General features: G+C 67.5%; 18 protein-coding genes. 13 read left to right on the forward strand and 5 right to left on the reverse strand.

The window, feature by feature from the left end:
• Positions 1–119 precede the first annotated feature (119 nt).
• The 4 genes from ACWC5O_RS18080 to ftsH all read left to right on the forward strand — a co-directional run bounded on the left by ACWC5O_RS18080 (position 120) and on the right by ftsH (position 4,342).
• Complete coding sequence (locus ACWC5O_RS18080) at positions 120–791, forward strand: CBS domain-containing protein (protein ID WP_450587753.1); 672 nt, start codon at positions 120–122, stop codon at positions 789–791.
• 40 nt (positions 792–831) lie between these two features.
• A complete protein-coding gene (locus tag ACWC5O_RS18085; protein ID WP_450587713.1) occupies positions 832–1,251 on the forward strand; it encodes a CBS domain-containing protein in 420 nt (139 codons plus the stop codon).
• Between the two features lie 140 nt (positions 1,252–1,391).
• The gene (locus ACWC5O_RS18090; protein WP_450587715.1) at positions 1,392–2,057 is read left to right on the forward strand and encodes a CBS domain-containing protein; all 666 of its coding nucleotides are present in this window, start codon (positions 1,392–1,394) and stop codon (positions 2,055–2,057) included.
• Positions 2,058–2,341: 284 nt separating this feature from the next.
• Positions 2,342–4,342 (forward strand): ATP-dependent zinc metalloprotease FtsH, encoded by a 2,001-nt coding sequence (gene ftsH, locus ACWC5O_RS18095; RefSeq protein WP_450587717.1) that lies wholly within the window; start codon positions 2,342–2,344, stop codon positions 4,340–4,342.
• Between the two features lie 86 nt (positions 4,343–4,428).
• Here the strand turns inward: ftsH and ACWC5O_RS18100 are convergent, their stop codons facing one another.
• A complete protein-coding gene (locus tag ACWC5O_RS18100) occupies positions 4,429–5,103 on the reverse strand; it encodes a CBS domain-containing protein (protein WP_450587719.1) in 675 nt (224 codons plus the stop codon).
• Positions 5,104–5,445: 342 nt separating this feature from the next.
• Here ACWC5O_RS18100 and ACWC5O_RS18105 point away from each other — a divergent pair, with 342 nt between their 5' ends.
• Entirely contained in the window at positions 5,446–6,288 is an 843-nt protein-coding gene (locus ACWC5O_RS18105; protein WP_450587720.1) for a universal stress protein, read from the forward strand.
• A 177-nt stretch (positions 6,289–6,465) separates the two neighbouring features.
• On the opposite strand, the gene ACWC5O_RS18110 is transcribed toward ACWC5O_RS18105, so the two are convergent.
• A complete protein-coding gene (locus ACWC5O_RS18110) occupies positions 6,466–7,101 on the reverse strand; it encodes an MBL fold metallo-hydrolase (protein ID WP_450587722.1) in 636 nt (211 codons plus the stop codon).
• A gap of 181 nt (positions 7,102–7,282) precedes the next feature.
• Here ACWC5O_RS18110 and ACWC5O_RS18115 point away from each other — a divergent pair, with 181 nt between their 5' ends.
• Complete coding sequence (locus ACWC5O_RS18115; RefSeq protein ID WP_450587724.1) at positions 7,283–8,779, forward strand: AAA family ATPase; 1,497 nt, start codon at positions 7,283–7,285, stop codon at positions 8,777–8,779.
• 76 nt (positions 8,780–8,855) lie between these two features.
• Positions 8,856–9,623, forward strand: a complete 768-nt coding sequence (locus ACWC5O_RS18120) for an STAS/SEC14 domain-containing protein (protein ID WP_450587726.1) — start codon at positions 8,856–8,858, stop codon at positions 9,621–9,623.
• A 30-nt stretch (positions 9,624–9,653) separates the two neighbouring features.
• On the opposite strand, the gene ACWC5O_RS18125 is transcribed toward ACWC5O_RS18120, so the two are convergent.
• On the reverse strand, positions 9,654–9,878 hold the full coding sequence (locus ACWC5O_RS18125) for a hypothetical protein (RefSeq protein WP_450587728.1): 225 nt from the start codon (positions 9,876–9,878) through the stop codon (positions 9,654–9,656).
• A gap of 1,579 nt (positions 9,879–11,457) precedes the next feature.
• Between ACWC5O_RS18125 and ACWC5O_RS18130 the strand changes: the two genes are divergently transcribed.
• From ACWC5O_RS18130 to nagA, 4 genes are all read left to right on the forward strand, one after another.
• Positions 11,458–11,727: a hypothetical protein gene (locus tag ACWC5O_RS18130; protein ID WP_450587729.1), complete on the forward strand. Its 270-nt coding sequence runs from the start codon at positions 11,458–11,460 to the stop codon at positions 11,725–11,727.
• A 574-nt stretch (positions 11,728–12,301) separates the two neighbouring features.
• Positions 12,302–12,835, forward strand: coding sequence for a VOC family protein (locus tag ACWC5O_RS18135; RefSeq protein WP_450587731.1), 534 nt, complete (start codon positions 12,302–12,304; stop codon positions 12,833–12,835).
• A 52-nt stretch (positions 12,836–12,887) separates the two neighbouring features.
• Positions 12,888–13,808 (forward strand): ROK family protein, encoded by a 921-nt coding sequence (locus tag ACWC5O_RS18140; protein ID WP_450587733.1) that lies wholly within the window; start codon positions 12,888–12,890, stop codon positions 13,806–13,808.
• Positions 13,805–15,217 carry an N-acetylglucosamine-6-phosphate deacetylase gene (nagA, locus tag ACWC5O_RS18145; RefSeq protein ID WP_450587735.1) on the forward strand — a complete coding sequence of 471 codons (1,413 nt, stop codon included), beginning with the start codon at positions 13,805–13,807 and terminating at the stop codon, positions 15,215–15,217. Before ACWC5O_RS18140 ends, nagA begins: the two co-directional genes overlap by 4 nt.
• Here nagA and ACWC5O_RS18150 read toward each other — a convergent pair.
• Complete coding sequence (locus ACWC5O_RS18150; protein WP_450587736.1) at positions 15,199–15,801, reverse strand: DUF1349 domain-containing protein; 603 nt, start codon at positions 15,799–15,801, stop codon at positions 15,199–15,201. The two genes, nagA and ACWC5O_RS18150, sit on opposite strands and share 19 nt — an antisense overlap.
• Before the next feature lie 27 nt (positions 15,802–15,828).
• Positions 15,829–16,896: a LacI family DNA-binding transcriptional regulator gene (locus ACWC5O_RS18155; protein ID WP_450587738.1), complete on the reverse strand. Its 1,068-nt coding sequence runs from the start codon at positions 16,894–16,896 to the stop codon at positions 15,829–15,831.
• A gap of 323 nt (positions 16,897–17,219) precedes the next feature.
• Between ACWC5O_RS18155 and ACWC5O_RS18160 the strand changes: the two genes are divergently transcribed.
• Together ACWC5O_RS18160 and ACWC5O_RS18165 are read left to right on the forward strand one after the other, a co-directional pair.
• Entirely contained in the window at positions 17,220–18,521 is a 1,302-nt protein-coding gene (locus tag ACWC5O_RS18160) for an ABC transporter substrate-binding protein (protein ID WP_450587739.1), read from the forward strand.
• A gap of 11 nt (positions 18,522–18,532) precedes the next feature.
• On the forward strand, positions 18,533–19,597 hold the full coding sequence (locus ACWC5O_RS18165; protein WP_450587740.1) for a carbohydrate ABC transporter permease: 1,065 nt from the start codon (positions 18,533–18,535) through the stop codon (positions 19,595–19,597).
• The last annotated feature ends 54 nt before the right edge of the window (positions 19,598–19,651 follow it).

The following is a 19,651-nucleotide window of genomic DNA, read 5'->3' on the forward strand; positions in this document are numbered from 1 at the left end:
GCGCACCGGTGGGTCTGTCCGGACTGACGTGCCCAAGGACGAGTGGAGACGCCGCGGCGGCTTCTCACGGACGGACAGTGGCCGAGGACCTGCCCTACCGCGCTCGAGGGAGTGAGGACATGCTGCACCGGAGGGTCGTAGACCTTATGACGACAGCCGTGGTACGCGTGCGGCCCGACACGAGTTTCAAGGACATCGCCGTGCGTCTCGCGGAGCACGGCATCACAGCGGTCCCGGTCGTCGACGACCAGGACCACCCGGTCGGCATCGTGTCGGAGGCAGACCTGCTGCGCACACAGCAAAGCCAGTCCGATCCGAGCGGGCATCTGGCCGACGAGCACCTGCCACCGGCGGAAAGCGCCAAGGCACATGCGTTGACCGCAGAGGAGCTGATGACCAGTCCGGTCATCACGGCACGACCGCAGTGGTCGGTAGTGGAAGCCACCCGCACCATGGCCCGCCACCACGTCAAACGACTGCCCGTCGTGGACGACGCCGACCGGATGGTGGGCATCATCAGCCGCGCCGACCTCATACAGGTCTTCCTGCGGCGAGACGCCACGATCTACGAGGAGATCACGACCGAGGTCCTGACCCGCACCCTCGGCCTGGACCCCGCCTCGGTCACGGTCCAGGTCGCCGATGGCCGGGTCACGCTCACCGGCGTCGTGCAGCACAGCAGCCTCATCCCCATCGCAGTACGGCTGTGTGAAAGCGTCGACGGCGTCATCAACGTCACGAACCACCTCCGCTCGGACGTCGACGACACGGCAGGCACACCACAGCCATGACCCGCACCCGGCCATAAGCCCGCATCGGAAGGAGACGACCGTGACCACTGCGCGGGACATCATGCATACCGGCGCTACCTGCATCCAGGAAAGCCAGACTCTGGAGGACGCAGCGCGCAAGATGAAGGAGCTGGACGTCGGCGCCCTGCCGATCTGCGGGCCGGACGACCGTCTTCACGGGATCATTACCGACCGTGACATCGTCGTGAAGTGTCTCGCCAAGGGGAAAGACCCCCGGGCTGTGACCGCGGGCCAGCTTGAGCAGGGCAAGCCGGTCACGGTCGACGCGGACGCCGACACCGACCGTGTTCTGCAGGTCATGCAGGAGCACCGGATCCGGCGACTGCCGGTCATCGAGAATCACCGCCTCATAGGCATGATCAGCGAGGCGGACCTCGCGCGCCGCCTGCCGGAAGGACAGGTGGGTCACTTCGTGGAGGCGGTCTGCGCGACCACTTGAACGCGGTACACACAAAAAGCCTTCTGGCCGGCATTGGGGACCATCGGCCCTGGAAGCGGCTCCACACGGAAGGAGCACAGTGGCAGAGGGACGCGAGACTGCGTCCGCCCGACGTGTGCACGCAGGAAGGAGCTGCGAACATGACCGCCCAGCACAGAACCGTCAGCGACGTGATGACACGCGATGTCGTCACCGTCCAGCCTGAGACCCCGTTCAAAGAGATCACGTCCGTACTGTCCACGCATGGCATCAGCGCCGTGCCCGTGGCCGATGCGCGCGGTGCGCCGATGGGACTGGTGTCGGAAGCCGACCTGCTCCGCAAGCAGGTAGAACAGCCCGACAAATACGGCGAGCAGGCGTCCCCTCCCGAGTGGCCGCACGAGAGGGCCAAGGCGCGCGCGGAGAACGCCGCCGGGCTGATGACCGCACCCGTGGTCACCGCTCACGCCGACTGGCCGGTCGCCCAGGCGGCCCGGACGATGGACCTCCACCGAGTCAGGCGGCTGCTGGTCGTGGACGAGACCGACCGCATCATCGGCATCGTCAGCCGCTCGGACCTGCTACGTGTCTTCCTTCGCCCCGACGAGGAGATCCGGGAGGAGATCTGCGACGACGTGCTGGAAGGCATGCTGCGGCTGGGCGAAACGGAGGTGCAGGTCCAGGTTCACGAAGGTGTCGTCACCCTGCGCGGCGAGGTCGAGAACCGCAGCACCGCCCAGATCGCCGAACGGCTCGCCAAGGGCGTGGACGGCGTCGTCACCGTCAGACCGATGATCGACTACACCGTCGACGACACAGCCGCATAGAGCACGTCGCCACCAGGCATGTCACGCCGGTGCGACGCCGCCGACTCGACGAGCGGACCGGGTGGTGGGCCTGAACGCCGGCCTGCTCGGGTTACCCAAAGCCGTTGATGGCCAAGGCGAGGAAGGCGGCCGCGCAGGCGCAGACGACGCCCAGCTCGGCGGCGAGCGGCAGTTGCCGTGAGTGCCCACGTTGCCCCATCAGGGCCATTCGACCCCTGCCGGCCAGGAACGATCGGGGTGAGGCTGGTAGCCGGGGTTCATGCCGACCGAAGGGCGTGGGATTGGTGATCACACGAGTGCGGATGCCGCACCGGCACCTGACGCCGCCCGCCAAGCCCGGGCCGCCGCGCGAACCGCCCACGCCTCCGTCCCGGCAACCGCAGCCGGTCGGCGGACGGTGGATCTTCTGGTGGATCCTGATGACGATCCTCATCGTCCTCCTGCTCTCGCGCGCGCAATCCGGGCCACACGCGACATCACTTCCCTACAGCGACTTCGTCGGCAAGGTAGGCGCCAGCCAGGTGCAGACGGTCGACATCAACGACAAAGGCGCGATCAGCGGCACTCTGAAGGACGGGACGAAGTTCACCACCCAGGTCCCCACCGCGCTGGGCACCGGGGCCCAGCTCCAGCAGCAGCTGACGTCTCACCACGTGCAGATCAAAGCCAGCCAGAGCAGCAGCGGCGGCTCGGCATGGCTGTCCGTGCTCTTCACGTTCTTGCCGTTCCTGCTGCTGATCGGCTTCTTCGTGTGGATGGGACGCCGGGCCGCAGGGTCGGTGACCGGAGGGCTGAGCGCCATCGGGCGCTCGCGGGCGAAGATCATCGAGGCGGAACGGCCCACCACCGGCTTCGACGACATCGCCGGCTATGACGGGGTCAAGCAGGAGATCAGCGAGGTCGTCGACTTCCTGCGCAATCCCGCCCGCTATGCCGCCGCGGGTGCCAAGGGACCCTGTGGCGTGATCATGGTGGGGCCACCCGGTACCGGCAAGACGCTCTTCGCACGGGCAGTCGCCGGCGAGGCGGACGTTCCGTTCCTGTCGGTGACCGGCTCCGCGTTCGTGGAGATGTTCGTCGGGGTCGGCGCCTCCCGGGTGCGCGACCTGTTCGGCGAGGCCCGCAAACGCGCCCCGTCGATCATCTTCATCGACGAGATCGACGCGCTGGGGTCACGTCGCGCCGGCGGAGCACGGCTGGGCGGCAATGACGAACGCGAGCAGACCCTCAACCAGCTGCTGTCCGAGATGGACGGCTTCGACCAGTCCAGCGGCACCGTCGTCCTCGCCGCCACCAACCGGCCCGACGCCCTCGATCCGGCCCTGCTGCGCCCCGGGCGTTTCGACCGGCAGGTCACCGTGCCGCTGCCCAACCAGGCCGAGCGGGCCGCGATCCTCACCGTCCACGCCCGTGACAAGACCCTGACTCCGGACGTCGACATGGATGCCGTAGCGCGCGCCACGCCCGGGTTCTCCGGCGCCGATCTCGCCAACCTCGTCAACGAGGGCGCCATCAACGCCGTACGGAACGACCGCACCCGGATAGAGCCGCATGACCTGGATGCCGCCCGCGACCGTGTGCTGCTGGGACGCCGGGAGTCCTCCAACGCGCTGCTGCCCGAGGAGCGCCGCTCGGTGGCTGTCCACGAATCGGGCCACGCCCTGGTCGCGGCGTTGTGCGAACACGCCGACCCGGTGGCGAAAGTCACCATCCTGCCCGCCGGTGTCACTCTCGGCGTCACCGAGCAACTCCCGGAGGCGGAACGCCACTTGTACAGCGAGAGTTACCTGACCGACCTCCTGACGGTGCGCCTGGGCGGGCGCGCAGCCGAACTCGTGGCCTTCGGCGAGGGCTCGACGGGAGCCGCCGACGACCTGTCCGGAGCCACCCAGCTCGCCACCCGCATGGTCCGCGAGTTCGGCCTCTCCCCCGAACTCGGGCCGATCGGCTACGCCTCATCCCGCCCGCACTTCCTCGGTGAGACCACCGACGAGCCGGGCCGGCCGCTGTACTCGGAGCAGACCCAGCGCATCGTCGACGAGGAGGTCGCCCGCCTGCTGCGCCAGGCCGAACAGCGCGCGATCACGCTGCTGCGCGGCCACCTGCCCGCCCTGGAACGCCTGACCGGTGAACTGGTCACCCACGAGACCGTCGACGGCTCCGTCGTCCTCGGCGTCCTGCGCCAAGAACACAGCCAGGCGGACGGAAGAGCCAATGACCACGCCGTCAACGCGTCCTCGCCCCCTGCGCCTCCAGAGCAAGGAGTTCGTACCCCGCCTCGGTGATCGTCAGCAAGCACGACGGCCCGGCAATCGCTGCCCCTCCTCGCGGAGGCGCCGCGCCGCGCGGCGTATTCGTCGGCCGGCCCTGGTCAGCCGCCGGCAGCGGGACGGCGGGTGTCGTCCGTCCGGTACCCGATGCGGCCGGAGACCGAGACTACGCCGTCGATGCCGCGGCACAGCTGCTCGATGACGGGGACCAGACTCCGGAACTCGACGGAGCCGCCGAGATGGACCCGCCCGGCGTGCACCTCGACCGTGACCTCGGAGGGATCGAGCCCCATCGTGCGCCCCAGCACGTCCCCCGTGATCTCCTCTCGGATGGCGTCGTCACGGCGCAGGAAGATCCGCAGCAGGTCACCACGGCTGACGATGCCCTTGAGCCGGTCCGCCTCGTCCACCACGGGCAGCCGCTTGACGTGCTGGGCCTCCATGAGGCGAGCGGCCTCGACCACACTCCACTCCGGACGTGCGCATACCGCCGGAGCCGACATCAGTTCCTCGGCGCGGGAACCCTCGGCCTTGGCCCGCTCCCAGGCCTCCAGGTTCGGGACCGGGACCCTGCCTGACGGATCGGCCTGGTCGGCGCACTTGCGTAGCAGGTCGGCCTCGGACACCACACCCATGGGGCGCTCCAGTTCGTCCACCACGGGCACGGCGGTGACGTCGTTCTCCGCCAGCAGCCTGACGAGCTCCTTGAACGGCGTGTCACGCCGTGCCCGGACGACGTCCCGGGTCATGAGTTCCTCGACCGTTCGGTGGTGCATGTCGCCTCCCGGATACGGGCCGCCCGCCCCGCGGACACGAGGCTCTCGTCCCATGCGGCGGTGTGTCCCGCGTGGCAGGTTGGAGTACAGCACCATTCTGAGCAGAGGGCTGCGATCATGCGAGCTCACCACGGTGCGGACTTTCTTCGAGGAGTCGGCGAGGCCGACCGCGGATCCCGTGGCCGACGGGGCCGGAAGGCCCATGCTGAGATGCCTCCATGCGGTGTATGGATGACGGTAGAGGGGAGCGTGAAAACGCCATGATCCGTCGTGAACTTGAATGAGTTCCGCAAATAGGGCGGCGACGAACCACGGTGCCGCCCGCATCCCCGGGAGAAGGCAATGACTGATCCGATTGCGGTCGGAGTCGACGGCTCCGGGCGAAGTCTGCGAGCTCTGGTGTGGGCCGCCCACGAGGCGGCGTTGCGCCAGTGCCCCTTGCGCATCATCCACGTCCTGCCCCCAGCCCATTCATACGCGGCCACCGAAGAGGGACGCGCATGGGAGGCGGGCAACTGGGACCAGCGCGTCATGGCCGAGGCCACCGCCATCGTGCAGGAAGCCCATCCGGACCTGGAGGTGATATCGGCCCTCCCGTCAGGCACCCCGGCAGCGGTGCTCCTGGCCGAGGCAGAGCACGCCCATACCGTGGTGCTCGGCGCAAAAGGGATGGGCGGCTTCGGAAGCCTGCTCCTCGGTTCGGTCGCCTTGCAGGTGGTCGGTCACGCGGCCTGCCCGGTAGTGGTCGTCAACCACGTCGCCACAGGCCACGGCCGCATCGTCGTCGGCACCGACGGGTCGGTGCACTCCCGGGCCGCCCTCGCGTACGCCTTCGAGGAGGCGGAGCTGCGCGGCGCCCAGGTGCAGGCCGTGCATGCCTGGAGCCATCCAGGACCACACGCGTATGTCAGCGCGGCCCAGGACGCCATGACCAAGGAGCATCTGCAGGCCCTGGAGGAGTGGCTGGCGCCGCTGCGCGAGGAGCATCCCGATGTCGAGGTGGTGGAGCAGGTGCCCGATGAAGCGCCGGTCATCGCGCTGGCCCGCGCCTCGGACCGCGCCGACCTCCTGGTCGTCGGCTCGCGGGGACTGGGCGGCTTCCACGGTCTGGCCCTCGGCTCCGTCAGCCACCATCTCCTGCAGTTCTCCCAGTGCCCCCTGGCAGTCATTCGTCCACGGGGCTGAGATCCCTGCCTGACAGTCGCATACCGGCCGGCCGGCCCCTCCGCGCCGCCCGCGATCATCTCGACGATGCTGCGGTCGGTCGACGATACCGATGCGGTGATCTGGTGGAGCCGCACGACCACCGAGGTCACGGCGTCGCGCGGCGCCTCGGCCACACCCGCCTCCGCACCGACGCCGTCAGGTCCGTGGGGGGTCCACGGCGTCGGCCAGCACGTACACGTGCCCCTCACGCCCCCATTCGCCGTACTCGGGTGTGAGACCGGCGTCCATCGCGCGCAGACACGGGCGGCCGATATGCGCATAGACCAGGCGGCCGATCCCATGCCGGGCCGCCTCGCGGGCGATCTCCCGCACCGGGGCATGGCCACCCACGCCACCACGGAAGCGGATCGGCCGGTTCCATCCGGATGCCTCCGCGAACATCAGGTCGGCGTTCGCCGCCCACCCCGGAAACGTCCAGAACTCCGGTGCCCACACCGCCGCCACCGCCCCTGACTCGATTCGGTAGCCGCAGGTCGGATGGGAGGTGTGCGCGACCGGGAGCGCGCGGATACGCAGGTCGCCGAGGTCCAGGTCCGCCATGCGCGGCACCAGCCCTCGCCGGGCCGCCAGGCGCCGCAGGGCCGAGCGCAGCTCGGCACGCTCGTCGGTCGCCAGCCAGGCTTCCAGCGGGCCCCGGGGCGGCTCGGCCCCCGGTCCACCGTCGAACACGACGAACCGGCGGCCGTACGCCAGCAGCAGGCCGGCGGGCGCGAAGCGCGGCGACGCCATGGCGCCGATGCCCAGCAGCGTGAGCCGGAGCCGAGGCGCCACGTTCGCCACCTCCCGACGTAATCGCGGTTGCAGCCGGTGCGAGCCGGCACCTTTCATCATCCCGGTCCGCGGTCGCAACGGCCGGGAAAGGCCCTGCATGTGCCGGGCCAGACCCATCGTGTGTCGCGGGGCCCGGCATCCGGCGTTGTACTGGAAAGGAAAGCACCACCGAACGAGGGGAATGGCCGTGCCGACGTCCGACATCCCTCTCCCGGACAAGCCGCAGAAGGTCTTCGACCGGGACGCCGAGTGGCAGGAACTCGTCGCGTTCGCCTGTGACAGCCGGCCCGAGGCCCGCCTGGGGGTGGTGAGCGGGCGGCTTCGGCAGGGCAAGACGTACTTGTTGGAGGCGCTCACCGGCGCCCTGGGAGGCTTCTACTTCGGGGCGCAGCAGGGGACACAGGCCGAGTCGCTGAGCCACCTCGCCGCCGGGCTGGCCCGGTACACGAACGCGCCGTCCCCACCCCACTGGCACGGCTGGGAGGATGCCACCGACGCCCTCCTGGCGCTCGGAGACCGGCGTCCGACACCCATCGTCCTCGACGAGTTCCCCGACCTGGTGCGCCAGAGCCCCTCGCTCCCCTCCATCCTGCACAGCGCCTACCGGCGCCACGACGGGGGACACCCCGGCCAGGCACGCCTCCTGCTGACCGGCAGCTCCCTGCCCCTCATGCACCGGCTGTTCAGCACGGCCTCCCCACTGCACGAACTGAGCGATCTGCACCTCACCCTGCGTCCGTTCGACCACCGCCGGGCGGCACACTTCTGGGGCATCGACGACCCCTTCCTCGCCCTGCTCGTCCACGCCGTCGTCGGCGGCACGCCCGCGTACCGGCACGAATACGTCCAAGCCGACACCCCCACAGGGCGGGAGGACTTCGACGCCTGGGTGTGCAGAACCGTACTCAACCCCGGCAAGCCCGTGTATCGCGAGGCGTACAACCTGGTGCAGGAGGAGATCGACCAGAAGGACCGCGCCCTGTGCCACTCCGCCCTCGCCGCCGTTGCCACGGGCTGCTCGACCCAGGGCCAGGTCGCGGACTGCCTCGGCGCTCCCCTGACCGACACCGCGCGCTGCCTGGGGCTGCTGCGGGAACACGGCCTGCTGTACAGCGAGCCCGACGCCTTCCGGCCCAGCCTCATCAGACTGCGCGTCGCCGAGCCCCTGCTGACCTTCGAACACGCGGTCGTACGGCCTCACCGGTCGGCACTGGCACAGCAAGACTCCGTCGCGGTCTGGAAGCACGTCCGCCCGGAGTTCGACTCCCTGGTGGCCCGGTCCCATTTCGCTCAGATCTGCCGCGACTGGGCCCTCCACTTCGCCGGCCCGGACACCTTGGGCGCCCCTCCCAGGTCGGCGGCCCACGGGTCGGTGGCCGACTCGGCGCACCCCGGCGGTAAGGAACTGGCGGCGGAAGTGGTCGTACGCGGCCACGGCGGCGTACGCAACGGCTCTCTGCTGTCGGTGGGCCTGGCCCGGTGGGACGAGGTCATGGATCTGGCCCATCTGGAACGTCTCCGCGGCCTCCTCGACATCCTCGCCGACCGCGGCGAGGACACCACCCGTACCAGGCCCGCCTGCTACAGCGGAGCCGGCTTCAGCCCCGCCCTGCGTGCCGCCGAAGCCCAGGGAGAAGTGGTACTCGTTGACCTCGACCGGTTGTACGGACGGAGGTAGTCCGCCGCATGGGCGCCGCGCTGCGCAGTTCGTCGGCCCGGGCTCCATGTCGCACGGGCACGGAGAGAGGAACGACATGCTTGAAAGAGCCCAGGACGTGCCCTCAGGGATCGATGCGGTCAAGGCGATCGGCACGGTGTCGAAGGACGACTACGAAGCAGTCATCGAGCCGATCATCGACGACGCGCGCAGGGAGGGGCGCCGGATCCGGCTCCTGTGGGAGTGCGGTCCGGATTTCCGGTCGTTCACCCCGGCAGCCGGGTGGGAGGACCTCAAGGTCGGGATCGGTGCCATGCGCCTGTTCGAGGGATGCGCCGTCGTCACCGACATCCGCTGGATCCGGGAGTCGACGCGGCTCACGAGTTTCCTGATGCCTTGCCCGGTACGTGTCTTCGACGTGGACGATCGCGAGGAGGCCCTGAGCTGGCTCGTCTCACTGCCCGAAGGGCCCGGCGTGTCCCACAAGCTCCTGACCGAGTCGAAGGTTCTCTTGGTCGAGGTCGAACAACCGCTGCGTGCACAGGACTTCGACGCACTGGCGCAGACCGCCGACAACTGGCTCGAAACCCACGACGCCCTGGCCGGTGTAGTGGTGCACGCCCGCGCCTTCCCGGGATGGGAGAACATCGGAAGCCTGTTCCGGCATGTACGTTTCGTCCGAGACCATCACCGCAAGGTGAGGAGGGTCGCGCTGGCGGCCGACAGCAAGCTCGCCGAACTGGCACCCCCCTTCGCGAATCACTTCGTCCAAGCCGAAGTACGGCAGTTCGGATACGACGAACTCGACGACGCCGTCGCCTGGGCCGCGAGTCCGCCCACCCCCGGCCCAGCCGATGCGGGTTGACGGCCCGGCGCATCTGCGCCCAAGGGCCAACTACACCTCACCGCCGGCGAACAGCTCGAGGTGCCCGCACTTGGGGCAGCGGAACGCCTCTATCTGCCGCCGGGGCCGGCCCATCCGCTTGGCACCGCCGAAGATCCCCCGCTCCAACGCACCCTCGATCCAGCGTGCGTAGCCGCGCGAATGCTCGCCGGCGTCCTCGATGAAACCCTCCACCAGACCGACGGTGCCGCAATGGGTGCACGTGTAGTTGTTCATCCCGTCAGTCTAGGAAACGGTGTGGCAGCACCGGTTGTGACCACAGCCATTGGTTGCCACCTCTTGTCGCCGCTGACCTGCTCTTTTGCCGACCAGCGGCGGCATCGCGCTGCGCCGGCTACCGAGCTTTCCTGGCACATTGGTACACGCCGACGGCTCCCAGCTCACGGCGTCCCCAGTACCCACGGCACAGCCGCGCGCATGAGGCGCCGTTCGAATCCACTCACGATTCCCCTTTCGACTGCGATTCTGTCCGGAATCACGCCGCGATGGCCGTTTCCGCAAAGCGCGGGCTCGCCGGCGTGAAAGAAGGCATGCCATCACAGGCCGTCACAGGCCCGCCCCGCCCCCTTGAGCAGCCCAGTGATCACCCGCGAGGTCCTTCGATCGGCGCACGCTTTTCGGCAGTCAGATACGGCGACGTGTTCGCGAATAAGCGAAGCCAGCCATCCCACATTTCGGGGCGGTGGGTTATGAGCTGGGAGCGCCATGTGCCGACGCGATGTTGCGAGCCGTTGGGTGAGCACCTGCGCACAGGAGGTCGTGAGACGATCAAGTAGAAGCATCTTCAAGGAGGCCGAGTACCCAAAAAGCGGCAGCCGCGCCCAAACGCGGGCCGGCCAGGCTTGACCGCAGAGCGGGACTACCTCCAGCGGCTGTGGCCGGTGGACGCTCGATCCGTGCAGCACCCGGAGACCGAGGCGGGCCGGGCTGTGAGACTGGGGCTGGCGAGAAGGTGAACCCCGAGGAAGAAGCGTTACTGGCATCGGCACTCCGTTCAGCGACCGGCACAGACTGATCGCGATGGGATAGCCCCACTCTCCATCTACGATAGATCGCGCATGAAGATATCACAAGTTGCTTTAATTTGCGGGTGAACTTGCTTCTTCGAGCGGATCAGACCGGTGGGTGACGGAGACGCTCGGGACGGGCCCACGGTCGGCGGGTGTCTGGTGGCACGCCGCGGGCCGACGGCGGGAAAGGACCAGCAGCGCGGGCGGCCTGGGTGGCCTTCCCGACGGCGCATGTGAAGAGCGAACGTCTCCGCCGAGCCCGATGCGGACTATCTCCATGCTCACGGGAGTGCACCACTCGGCATGGGAATCGGTGCACCACGCAGGTCACGTCGGTGTCTCGCTCGATGGCTTGAAGACGGCTCTCGAACCGACAGCTAGGACGTCTCACAAATAGGCCGTATTCGGGCGGTAGCGCGATAATGTATGGCATCACCACAGCACTTGATGGGGACTACTGATTGAGTCCGGACCCGCTCGACCGACCAGTACCTCTTGACTCCCCGCTCGCAAGTGAACGTTAAGCCCTCTGCCGACGTATGACTGGGTGCCCCGCAGCTAACTGGGTGCCCCGAAGTGGGCATCAGCGTTTTCGTCCGCACAGCTCGCGCCTAGCGCCCAGACCGGCGGGAGGGTGCCAGCTCAAAGTGGCCTCAATTCGAATGCTCTATCTGTGTGAACACGCTGCTCGCGCCACTACAAGACGCGAGCGCTTTTTACTTAACCGGATAACCGTTCCCGACTCAGGGGATGCATTGCAATGGTTGCTATCTCGTACGTTGGTCGTGGCAGACCAGCTGTCTCCGGAAGCGAGAGTCCAAGTGCGAGCGGTTGCCAACAGTACCCACGAACATGCAAAGGTTCTGACGACCATCGAGGCCGGCTTCGTATATGTTCTCGAGCTCGTCATTGCGGATGACGTCATCGGCAATGACGCCGCCCAGTACCAGCCGACATTCTTGAGCGCCGAGGTCACTCATCGTTTCTCCATCCAACCGACCTGGGAGCTGCCCACTGGGTTTGAGGGCATCGCAGTGACTCCGCTCCGCTGGTGAGTGCGGCCACGGATCCCGACGCATTATTTCCAACCCCCAATAACACCCTGACGCGCGAGAACACTCCGGGCAAGTACAGCCTTATGAACTCACAGCACTCCAGCCCATCACTGAGAATCGGCGCCAAGCCCGGAGCAGATCCGTCCGGAATAGCTGGACAGAGATCTGGCCCTCCAGCAGTCTGCGCAATTCTGCCCCGCGGCTGAGGAGATCAGCGGGTTCCAGTCGCTCGACCAGCTTCACCAGCCCGCTCACCCTCAACGCGGCTTCCAGGGGGGTGATACCCAAAGCCTCATAGCGCGAAGTGCAAACGAAAACCGACCTTCGGCGCGCCGGCGGAAAATCGAGTAGAGCTCGTCTTTCCTGGTCCTTTCGATGACCGAGAACCTGTCCGCGTATCAGGTGGGTACATCTCTGACGAGCTGTTTACGTGCGACGTCGTCTGACTCACTGCCTCCGATCAGAAGTACTTTCACGAGAAATCCTCGTGCCATCAGTTACGTACCAGCGCTGACGAGGAGATCTACGTTCTTGAAATAGTCGAGTCACGCAACGGCCGTACGACCACCTCGCCTTGACCACCCGCAACCTGGACGCCGCGATCGGATTCTTCATCGAAGTGCTGGGCGCCGAGGAGGTGTATCGCACTCCTCCTCAGGACCTTGCCGAGGGATCCCTGGGCAAGGCGCTTGGTGTCTGTTCCAGCGGCACTGTCCGGCACGCGGCCTTGCGGCTAGGCCCCACCGACAACCTCGAACTCTGGCAGTTCGACGTACCGGACGCGGCATCCGATCCGCCGCGCAACAGCGACGTCGGAGGTGGCCGCCTTGCCTTCTTCGTCGACGATGTGGATGTCGCGGCGGAAAGGCTGTCCCGGTATCCGGGAGTTGTCATGTTCGGCGTCCCGCAGACCATCACGACCGGACCCATCGCCGGCGACCGGTGGATCTATCTGAGAACCCCGGTGGGATACATCGAGTTGGTGTTCATGCCGGACGGCGCTCTGCCCTACGAGCGGACGACTTCGGCACGCCGTCGTCCCTCAGCACGCCTGACGTGGTCCTTGCGTCCGGAGAGAGCTGTTCGTGAGGGGCCCGCCGATGAGTGAGCCACAACGACGGACAGCCGTCGCCGATGGCCGTGGAACAGGGGGGCTTCCAATGAGTGAACCAGGAAGAGTTCTGGCGGTCGACGTCGGCGGAACGTGGACCAAGGTCGCCGTCGTGGAGGCCAGCAGCTCCGACGAACCGGCAGTGCAGGCCCGAAGGCGGTTCCGGACCCCCCGACGTGCCGATGGCATCAGCACCGCCGAGGCCGTGGTCGCCGCCGTGGCGGACACGGCCGTCGAACTCACCGGCGAACATCCCGTGGACGCGATCGGCGTCGTGATACCGGGTATCGTCCATGACGGCGTCGGGGTCCACTCGGCCAACCTGGGCTGGCGGGACTATCCCTTCCGCGAGGCGCTCGTTAAGGCCGTCGACCGACCCGTCGCCCTCGGGCACGATGTCACGGCCGCCGGGCTCGCCGAATGGCACCTGGGCGCCGCACGTGGCTGCCAGGACGCGGTGATCATGCTCATAGGCACCGGCATCGCCGCGGCGCTGGTCCTTGGCGGGGGGCTGATAACCGGCGGAGGATACGCGGGCGAGATCGGGCACATCGACGTCGGTCACGGTGAGCCGTGCGCCTGCGGCCGGTCCGGCTGTCTGGAAAGTCTGGCGTCGGCGACTGCCGTCGCCAGGCGGTTCCATGAACGTTCCGGCCGAGAGGTGCCCGGTTCCGCCGAAGTGCTGCGCGCCGCGCAGGCCGGTGACCCGGTTGCCGCGGACGTCTGGGAGGAGGCGGTCGCCGCCCTGGCTCAGGGCCTTGCGGTGCTGGCAACGCTCCTCGGCCCTGAAGCCGTTGTCCTGGGCGGTGGGTTGTCCATGGCCGGTGAAGCGCTCACCACCCCCCTGAACCGCCGACTGGGTGAAAGGCTCACCTTCCAGCGAAGGCCGGAGCTGCGGCGTGCCGAACTGGGCACCGACGCCGACTGTTTCGGTGCAGCGCTGCTGGCTCGGCAGCTGACCGTCCCGTGACGGACCGGCGGCACGTGATCGGTGGCGGCCGGATCGTCACGCCGGACAAAGTCCTCGATCCCGGCTGGGTGGTGGTGCGCAACGGCGTGATCGAGGCCGTCGACTGCGTCCCCCCGGATACGGACACCGGACCGACGACAGCCTGCCGGCCGACGACGGAACCACTGACGGATATCGCGGGCTGCCGGCTATTGCCGGGCTTCGTCGACCTGCACTGCCACGGCGGGGGCGGCGCGTCGTACGTCGACGGGAAGACGGAGCAACTGGCGGCGGTGGCCGCACACCGCCGCCGCGGCACGACCACGACGATGGCGAGCCTGGTCTCCCGTCCTGTGCCCGAGCTGATCGCACAGATCAGCCGACTGGCGGATCTCGTCGACGACGGTCTACTTGCGGGCATCCACCTGGAGGGCCCCTTTCTCTCCACAGCCCGGTGCGGAGCACACGATGCGGCGGTGTTGTGCCCGCCGGACTGTACAACGGTGGGCCGGCTGCTGGACGCGGGCCGGGGCACCATACGTATGGTCACCCTCGCCCCGGAACTGGAGGGCGGGATCGATGCCGTCCGGCAGATCACCGATGCCGGCGCGATCGCCGCGATCGGGCACACAGACAGCGACGAAGCACAGGTCCGTGCCGCCGTCGACGCGGGAGCGACGGTGGCGACGCACATGTTCAATCAGATGCGCCCCTTGCATCATCGGGACCCCGGCCCCATCGGCGCATTACTGGATGATGACCGCGTCAGCCTCGAACTCATCTGCGACCTGATACTGGTGCACCCCACCATGGTCCGCATAGCGGCCAGACACGCCGGACCGGAACGAACCGTACTCGTCACGGATGCGATGTCAGCCGCGGCCTTCGGGGACGACATATTCAGACTCGGCACACTGCCCGTCACCGTCCGCGAGGGAAGAGCCACCGTCGACACCACCGGTGCACTGGCCGCCAGCACGCTCACCCTCGACACCGCGGTGTGCAACTTCGTCCGCGCCTGCGGGATGACCGTTTCGCAGGCGGCCACCGCGCCATCAGAGCGTCCTGCAAGACTGCTCGGCCGATTTGGGCAAATTGGTGCGATCCGACCCGGTGCCATGGCGGACTTCGTCGTGCTCGACATTGACCTCCGCCTGAAACGTGTAATGCACCAGGGAAGGTGGATCGAGGCCGGCACAGGCAGCGAATCTCCCTCACGAGTTCAAGGCCGTGCAGGTCCGATACAGCGCCTCGACGAACCGGTCCGCGGCCAACCGGATCGAGGACGGACGGGTGTTGGTATGCAGCCCCACAGCCCGAACGGTGTGCGGACACCACCCACGCCCGTCAGAAAGGGCTGGTCACTCTTCGCCCCTTCATCGGTACGCCCGGGAGGTCCGGGCAGACCTGCTCACACGTTTGCCGTCTGATGCAGCGCTGTGTCGGCTGGTCCTCGGGTGAAACGGGTGAAGCGGACCTCCAAGCCGCCCCGCTCGGGCGAGCAGCAAAAGGGCCCTGCTGCCGCTATGGCTTCCGGAGGAAGTGGGGCGAGGCGGACCATGCGCCAGGGACCGTCCTCGCAGCGGGCACGGATGATCACCGCGTCTCCGCTGCGGCTGGCCCGCACGGTCACTTCGCGCCTGTGCCAGTCGGGAACCGGGGCCAGTGACCAGTCGGACAGGCCCCGGGTGACGACCGCACCCAGCTGAGGCACCCCGTCGGACGCCTCGACCCCGGCCTTGATCCACGTCTCGGCGTCCACGCGCACCATCAGGCCCGCCTGGTCGTAGAGCGTCTCGAAGTCCGCAACGAAGGTGACTTCGGTTGCACTGCCCTGCGGGAAGTCGTGAAGCAGGGCGTGTCCGTCGTCGCGTGTGAAGCCATAGCTGGTGGTACGCCAGAAATCGCTGCGAGCACGTGCGGTGACCAGGAGATCGGGTCCGTCTGCCTGTATGCGCCGGGGCGCATTGAGCCAGGTGGCCTCGCGCCAGGGAACCGTACGCTGCTGATCCATGTGCTCTCCTCGCCTGCGAACGGCCTTTCAGCCGTACCGGCCTTCCGAAGCGCCCTCTCGACCATCTCGAGGTGCGGGGGGCGGGGCCGTGGTGGCCCGGGGAACCAAGTACGTGGGAAGGACAACGTGTTGCTTGTGATCGGGGTCGGATTCGTGGAGGAGCTTCAGGGCCAGTTCGCCGGCCAGGCGGCCCATGTCGGAGGGTGACTGGGCGACCGTGGACAGGTCTGTCCATTCGGCCATCTGATGGTCGTCGAATCCGATGACGGAGATCCGCTCGGGCACCTGTATCTGAGCATTGGCCAGAACGTGGATGATGGCGATGGCCAACTCGTCCGTCTCGGCGAAGATCGAAGTGGGCGGCTCCCTGAGGCTCAGCAGGTTCCCGATCCCCTCCGTGATGCTCCGCTTGTCCTCGAACGACATGGTGACCACCAGGTCGTCGTCCAGAGGAATGTCCGCTTCGGTGAGAGCCTGCTGGTAGCCGAGCCGCCGTTCGCGCGAACTGAAGCAGAAGCCACTGGCGCCCACGGTCGGTGCGAAGGCGATACGGCGGTGGCCGAGGTTGAGCAGGTGCCGGGTGGCCTTCACCGCTCCGGCCACGTCGTCGACGTACACGCTCGGGCGGCCCTCGACATGCTGGCTCACATAGATGACCGGCATTCCGAGGTCATCCAGCCGCACCGTCTCCTCGTCGGTCAGGTCGAACCCGAACACCACCAGCGCGTCAGCGTTCCGCCGCGCAGGAAGGCGCTCGAAGAACGCGGTGCGCTCGGCCATGTCGGGTATCACGTAGACGGACAGCTCCATGCCGACCGCGCGCAGGGGCGGGGCCAAGCTGGACAGTGCCGACCCGTGGAACCAGGAGTTGAGCGTGGGTACGAGCACCGCCAGGACCCCGGTCTTACCCGTGACGAGACTCGCGGCCTGGCGCGAGACCGCGAAGTTCAGTTCACGAGCGGCCTCTTCGACCCGGGTACGGACCTGCGGCGAGACGCTCGGCAGGCCGCGCAGGGCGCGCGAGACGGTGGATGGGGAAACCCCCGCCCGTTCGGCGACGTCGACCATCGTGGGGAGCCGTTGAGCGGATGACATGACCGGAAGTTAGCACAGATGCGCCCCATCTGTTCGCTGGCTCATAACAGCGCTGTCATAGAGTCCGATTCGACCTATTTCTCCGTATTTGTTGAGAAATAGAATGTGCGGCACATCAAAATCCGTCCGCATTACCGGCAAGTTACGCATTGACATGCCTCAAGTGCACTCCTAGCGTGCAAGCGTTGTCTCGACAAGGTCGATCTCGCTCCCGAATAGCAGTCTTCTAGCTCGCTGACCAGGTCTTTTCGTTCATACAGCGTTTTGACAACTCTGGCAGCCGCACTTCGGTTTCCGCACGACCAGGAGAAAGAAAGACAGTGATGACCAAGATCACCAGAGCCCTTCAGTGTTCGGCGATCCTCGCCACAGGGGGGCTTCTCCTCACCGCCTGCGGCTCCTCCGGGGGCAGCGGCTCAGGGGCGCAGGCCGGGAGCGGAAGCGTGTCCTTCCAGGGCCGTGGCCCCATCACGTATGTGGCCGGGAAGGATGCCACCGGCGTCGTGCCCAAGGTCATCGCCCGCTGGAACGCGCTGCACCCGAAGGAGAAGGTCACCTTCATCCAGCTCCCGACGGACGCGGACTCGCAGCGGCAGCAGATGATCCAGAACGCGGAGACGAAGTCCGACGCCTACACGGTGCTCTCCCTGGACGTCGTGTGGACGTCGGAGTTCGCCGCCCACCAGTGGATCGACCGCCTGCCCGAGCAGCAGTTCCCTCTCGGGAAGATACTCAAGCCCGTGGTGGAGACTGCGAAGTACCGCGGCGCCCTGTACGCGGCCCCCGCCAGCTCCGACGGCGGGCTGCTGTACTACCGCACCGACCTGCTGAAGAAGGCCGGCATCGCCCGGCCGCCCACCACCTGGGCGCAGATGACGGCCGACTGCGCCAAGGTGAAGAAGCTGCCCGAGGCCAAGGACATGTCCTGCTACGCAGGTCAGTTCCAGAAGTACGAGGGGCTGACGGTGAACTTCTCCGAGGCCGTGAACTCGGCGGGCGGTGTGGTCACCGACGCGAACGGCAAGCCGGACGTCGACACCCCCCAGGCGAGGAAGGGCCTGGACTTCCTCACCGGTGCCGTCAAGGACGGGACCATCCCCAAGGAGGCCGTCACCTACCAGGAGGAGGACAGCCGGCAGGCGTTCCAGGGCGAAAAGCTGATCTTCCTCCGCAACTGGCCGTACGTCTACGCGCTGGCCGAGAAGAGCAACCTGGCGGGCAAGTTCGCGGTCGCGCCGCTGCCCGGGCTGAACGGACCCGGCTCCTCCAGCCTCGGCGGGCACAACCTGGCCCTGTCGTCCTTCGCCAAGAACAAGGCCACGGCGCTGGACTTCATGAAGTTCTTCACCAGTGAGACCAGTGCGAGCACGTTCCTGAAGGACGCCTCCCTCGCCCCGCCGTACGCGGACCTGTATGACGACGCATCGCTGGTCAAGCAGTACCCGTACCTGCCCGTCCTGAAGCAGTCGATCCTGCGGGCCGTGCCGCGTCCGCGGGTCGTGCAGTACGGCGACGTGACATCGGCGATCCAGCAGCAGGCGTATGCCGCTCTGACCGGCAGCAAGAGCAGCGCGCAGGCGCTGAAGGACCTGCAGAACGACCTGCAGAAGTCCACGGCGCAGTGAGGAGCGTGGCCATGGCCGACACCAGAACCCCGCCCGAAACCGCGGCGGACGAGCTCGGCACCACGGCCGGCAGTCCGTCAGGACGTCCCTCCGGGCCGACGAGCCGTCGGCGCGCGCGGAACAAGGCGACTTCGAGTTCGGGGCGGATGGCGGCACTACTCGTGTCCCCGACGCTCCTGGTGCTGTCGATCGTGGTGCTCTACCCGACACTGATGGCGCTGCGGGAGTCGCTGTACGGGGCCAAGGGGCTGGACCCTAAGACCGGTTTCATCCGCACCACGGAGCCGTTCGTCGGGCTGAAGAACTACAGCGAGATCTTCGGTGCCGCCGGGGACCGGTTCTGGAACGCCTTCTGGAACACCACCTTCTTCACCGTCGTCACAGTGGGACTGGAGACCGTGATCGGGGTGGCCATGGCCCTGATCATGCATAAGGCGTTCCGGGGCCGCGCCCTGGTCCGGGCCGGCATCCTCGTCCCCTGGGCGGTGCCCACAGCAATTTCCGCGCTGCTGTGGCGGTGGATCTTCAACAGCAACGGCATCGCCAACACCCTGATCGGCCGTCAGATCCTGTGGACCACCGAAGGCTTCCACGCCAAGGTCGCGGTGATCGTCGCCGAGGTGTGGAAGACGGCACCCTTCATCGGGCTGCTGGTCCTGGCCGGACTGCAGGTTATCCCGAAGGAGGTCTACGAGGCGGCCCGCATCGACGGCGCGAACCCGCTCCGCCAGTTCTGGCACATCACCCTGCCCCTGGTGAAGCCCGCACTGCTGGTGGCCGTGCTCTTCCGCTGCATGGACGCGCTGCGGATGTTCGACCTGCCGTACATCCTCATCGGCGCGCAGAAGAACTCGGTGGAGACCCTGTCGATGCTGGCGCAGGACGAGGCCTCCAACGTCCGTTTCGGACCGGCCTCCGCCTACGCGGTGCTGCTCTTCCTCTACGTCTTTCTCATCGCGTTCGCCTTCGTCCGGCTGCTCGGCGCGGACCTTGTCGGCGGCACTGAGCGCGGCAGCAAAGGAAAGAACGGGCGTTGGCGTATCACGGTGCTGCGCCGTGCGGAGGTGACGGCATGACCAGCACGGCGAAATGGCGGAGTCGGCTGCTGTACGTGGGTGTGGTCGCGGTGG

The organism is Streptomyces sp. NPDC001450 (assembly GCF_053597295.1).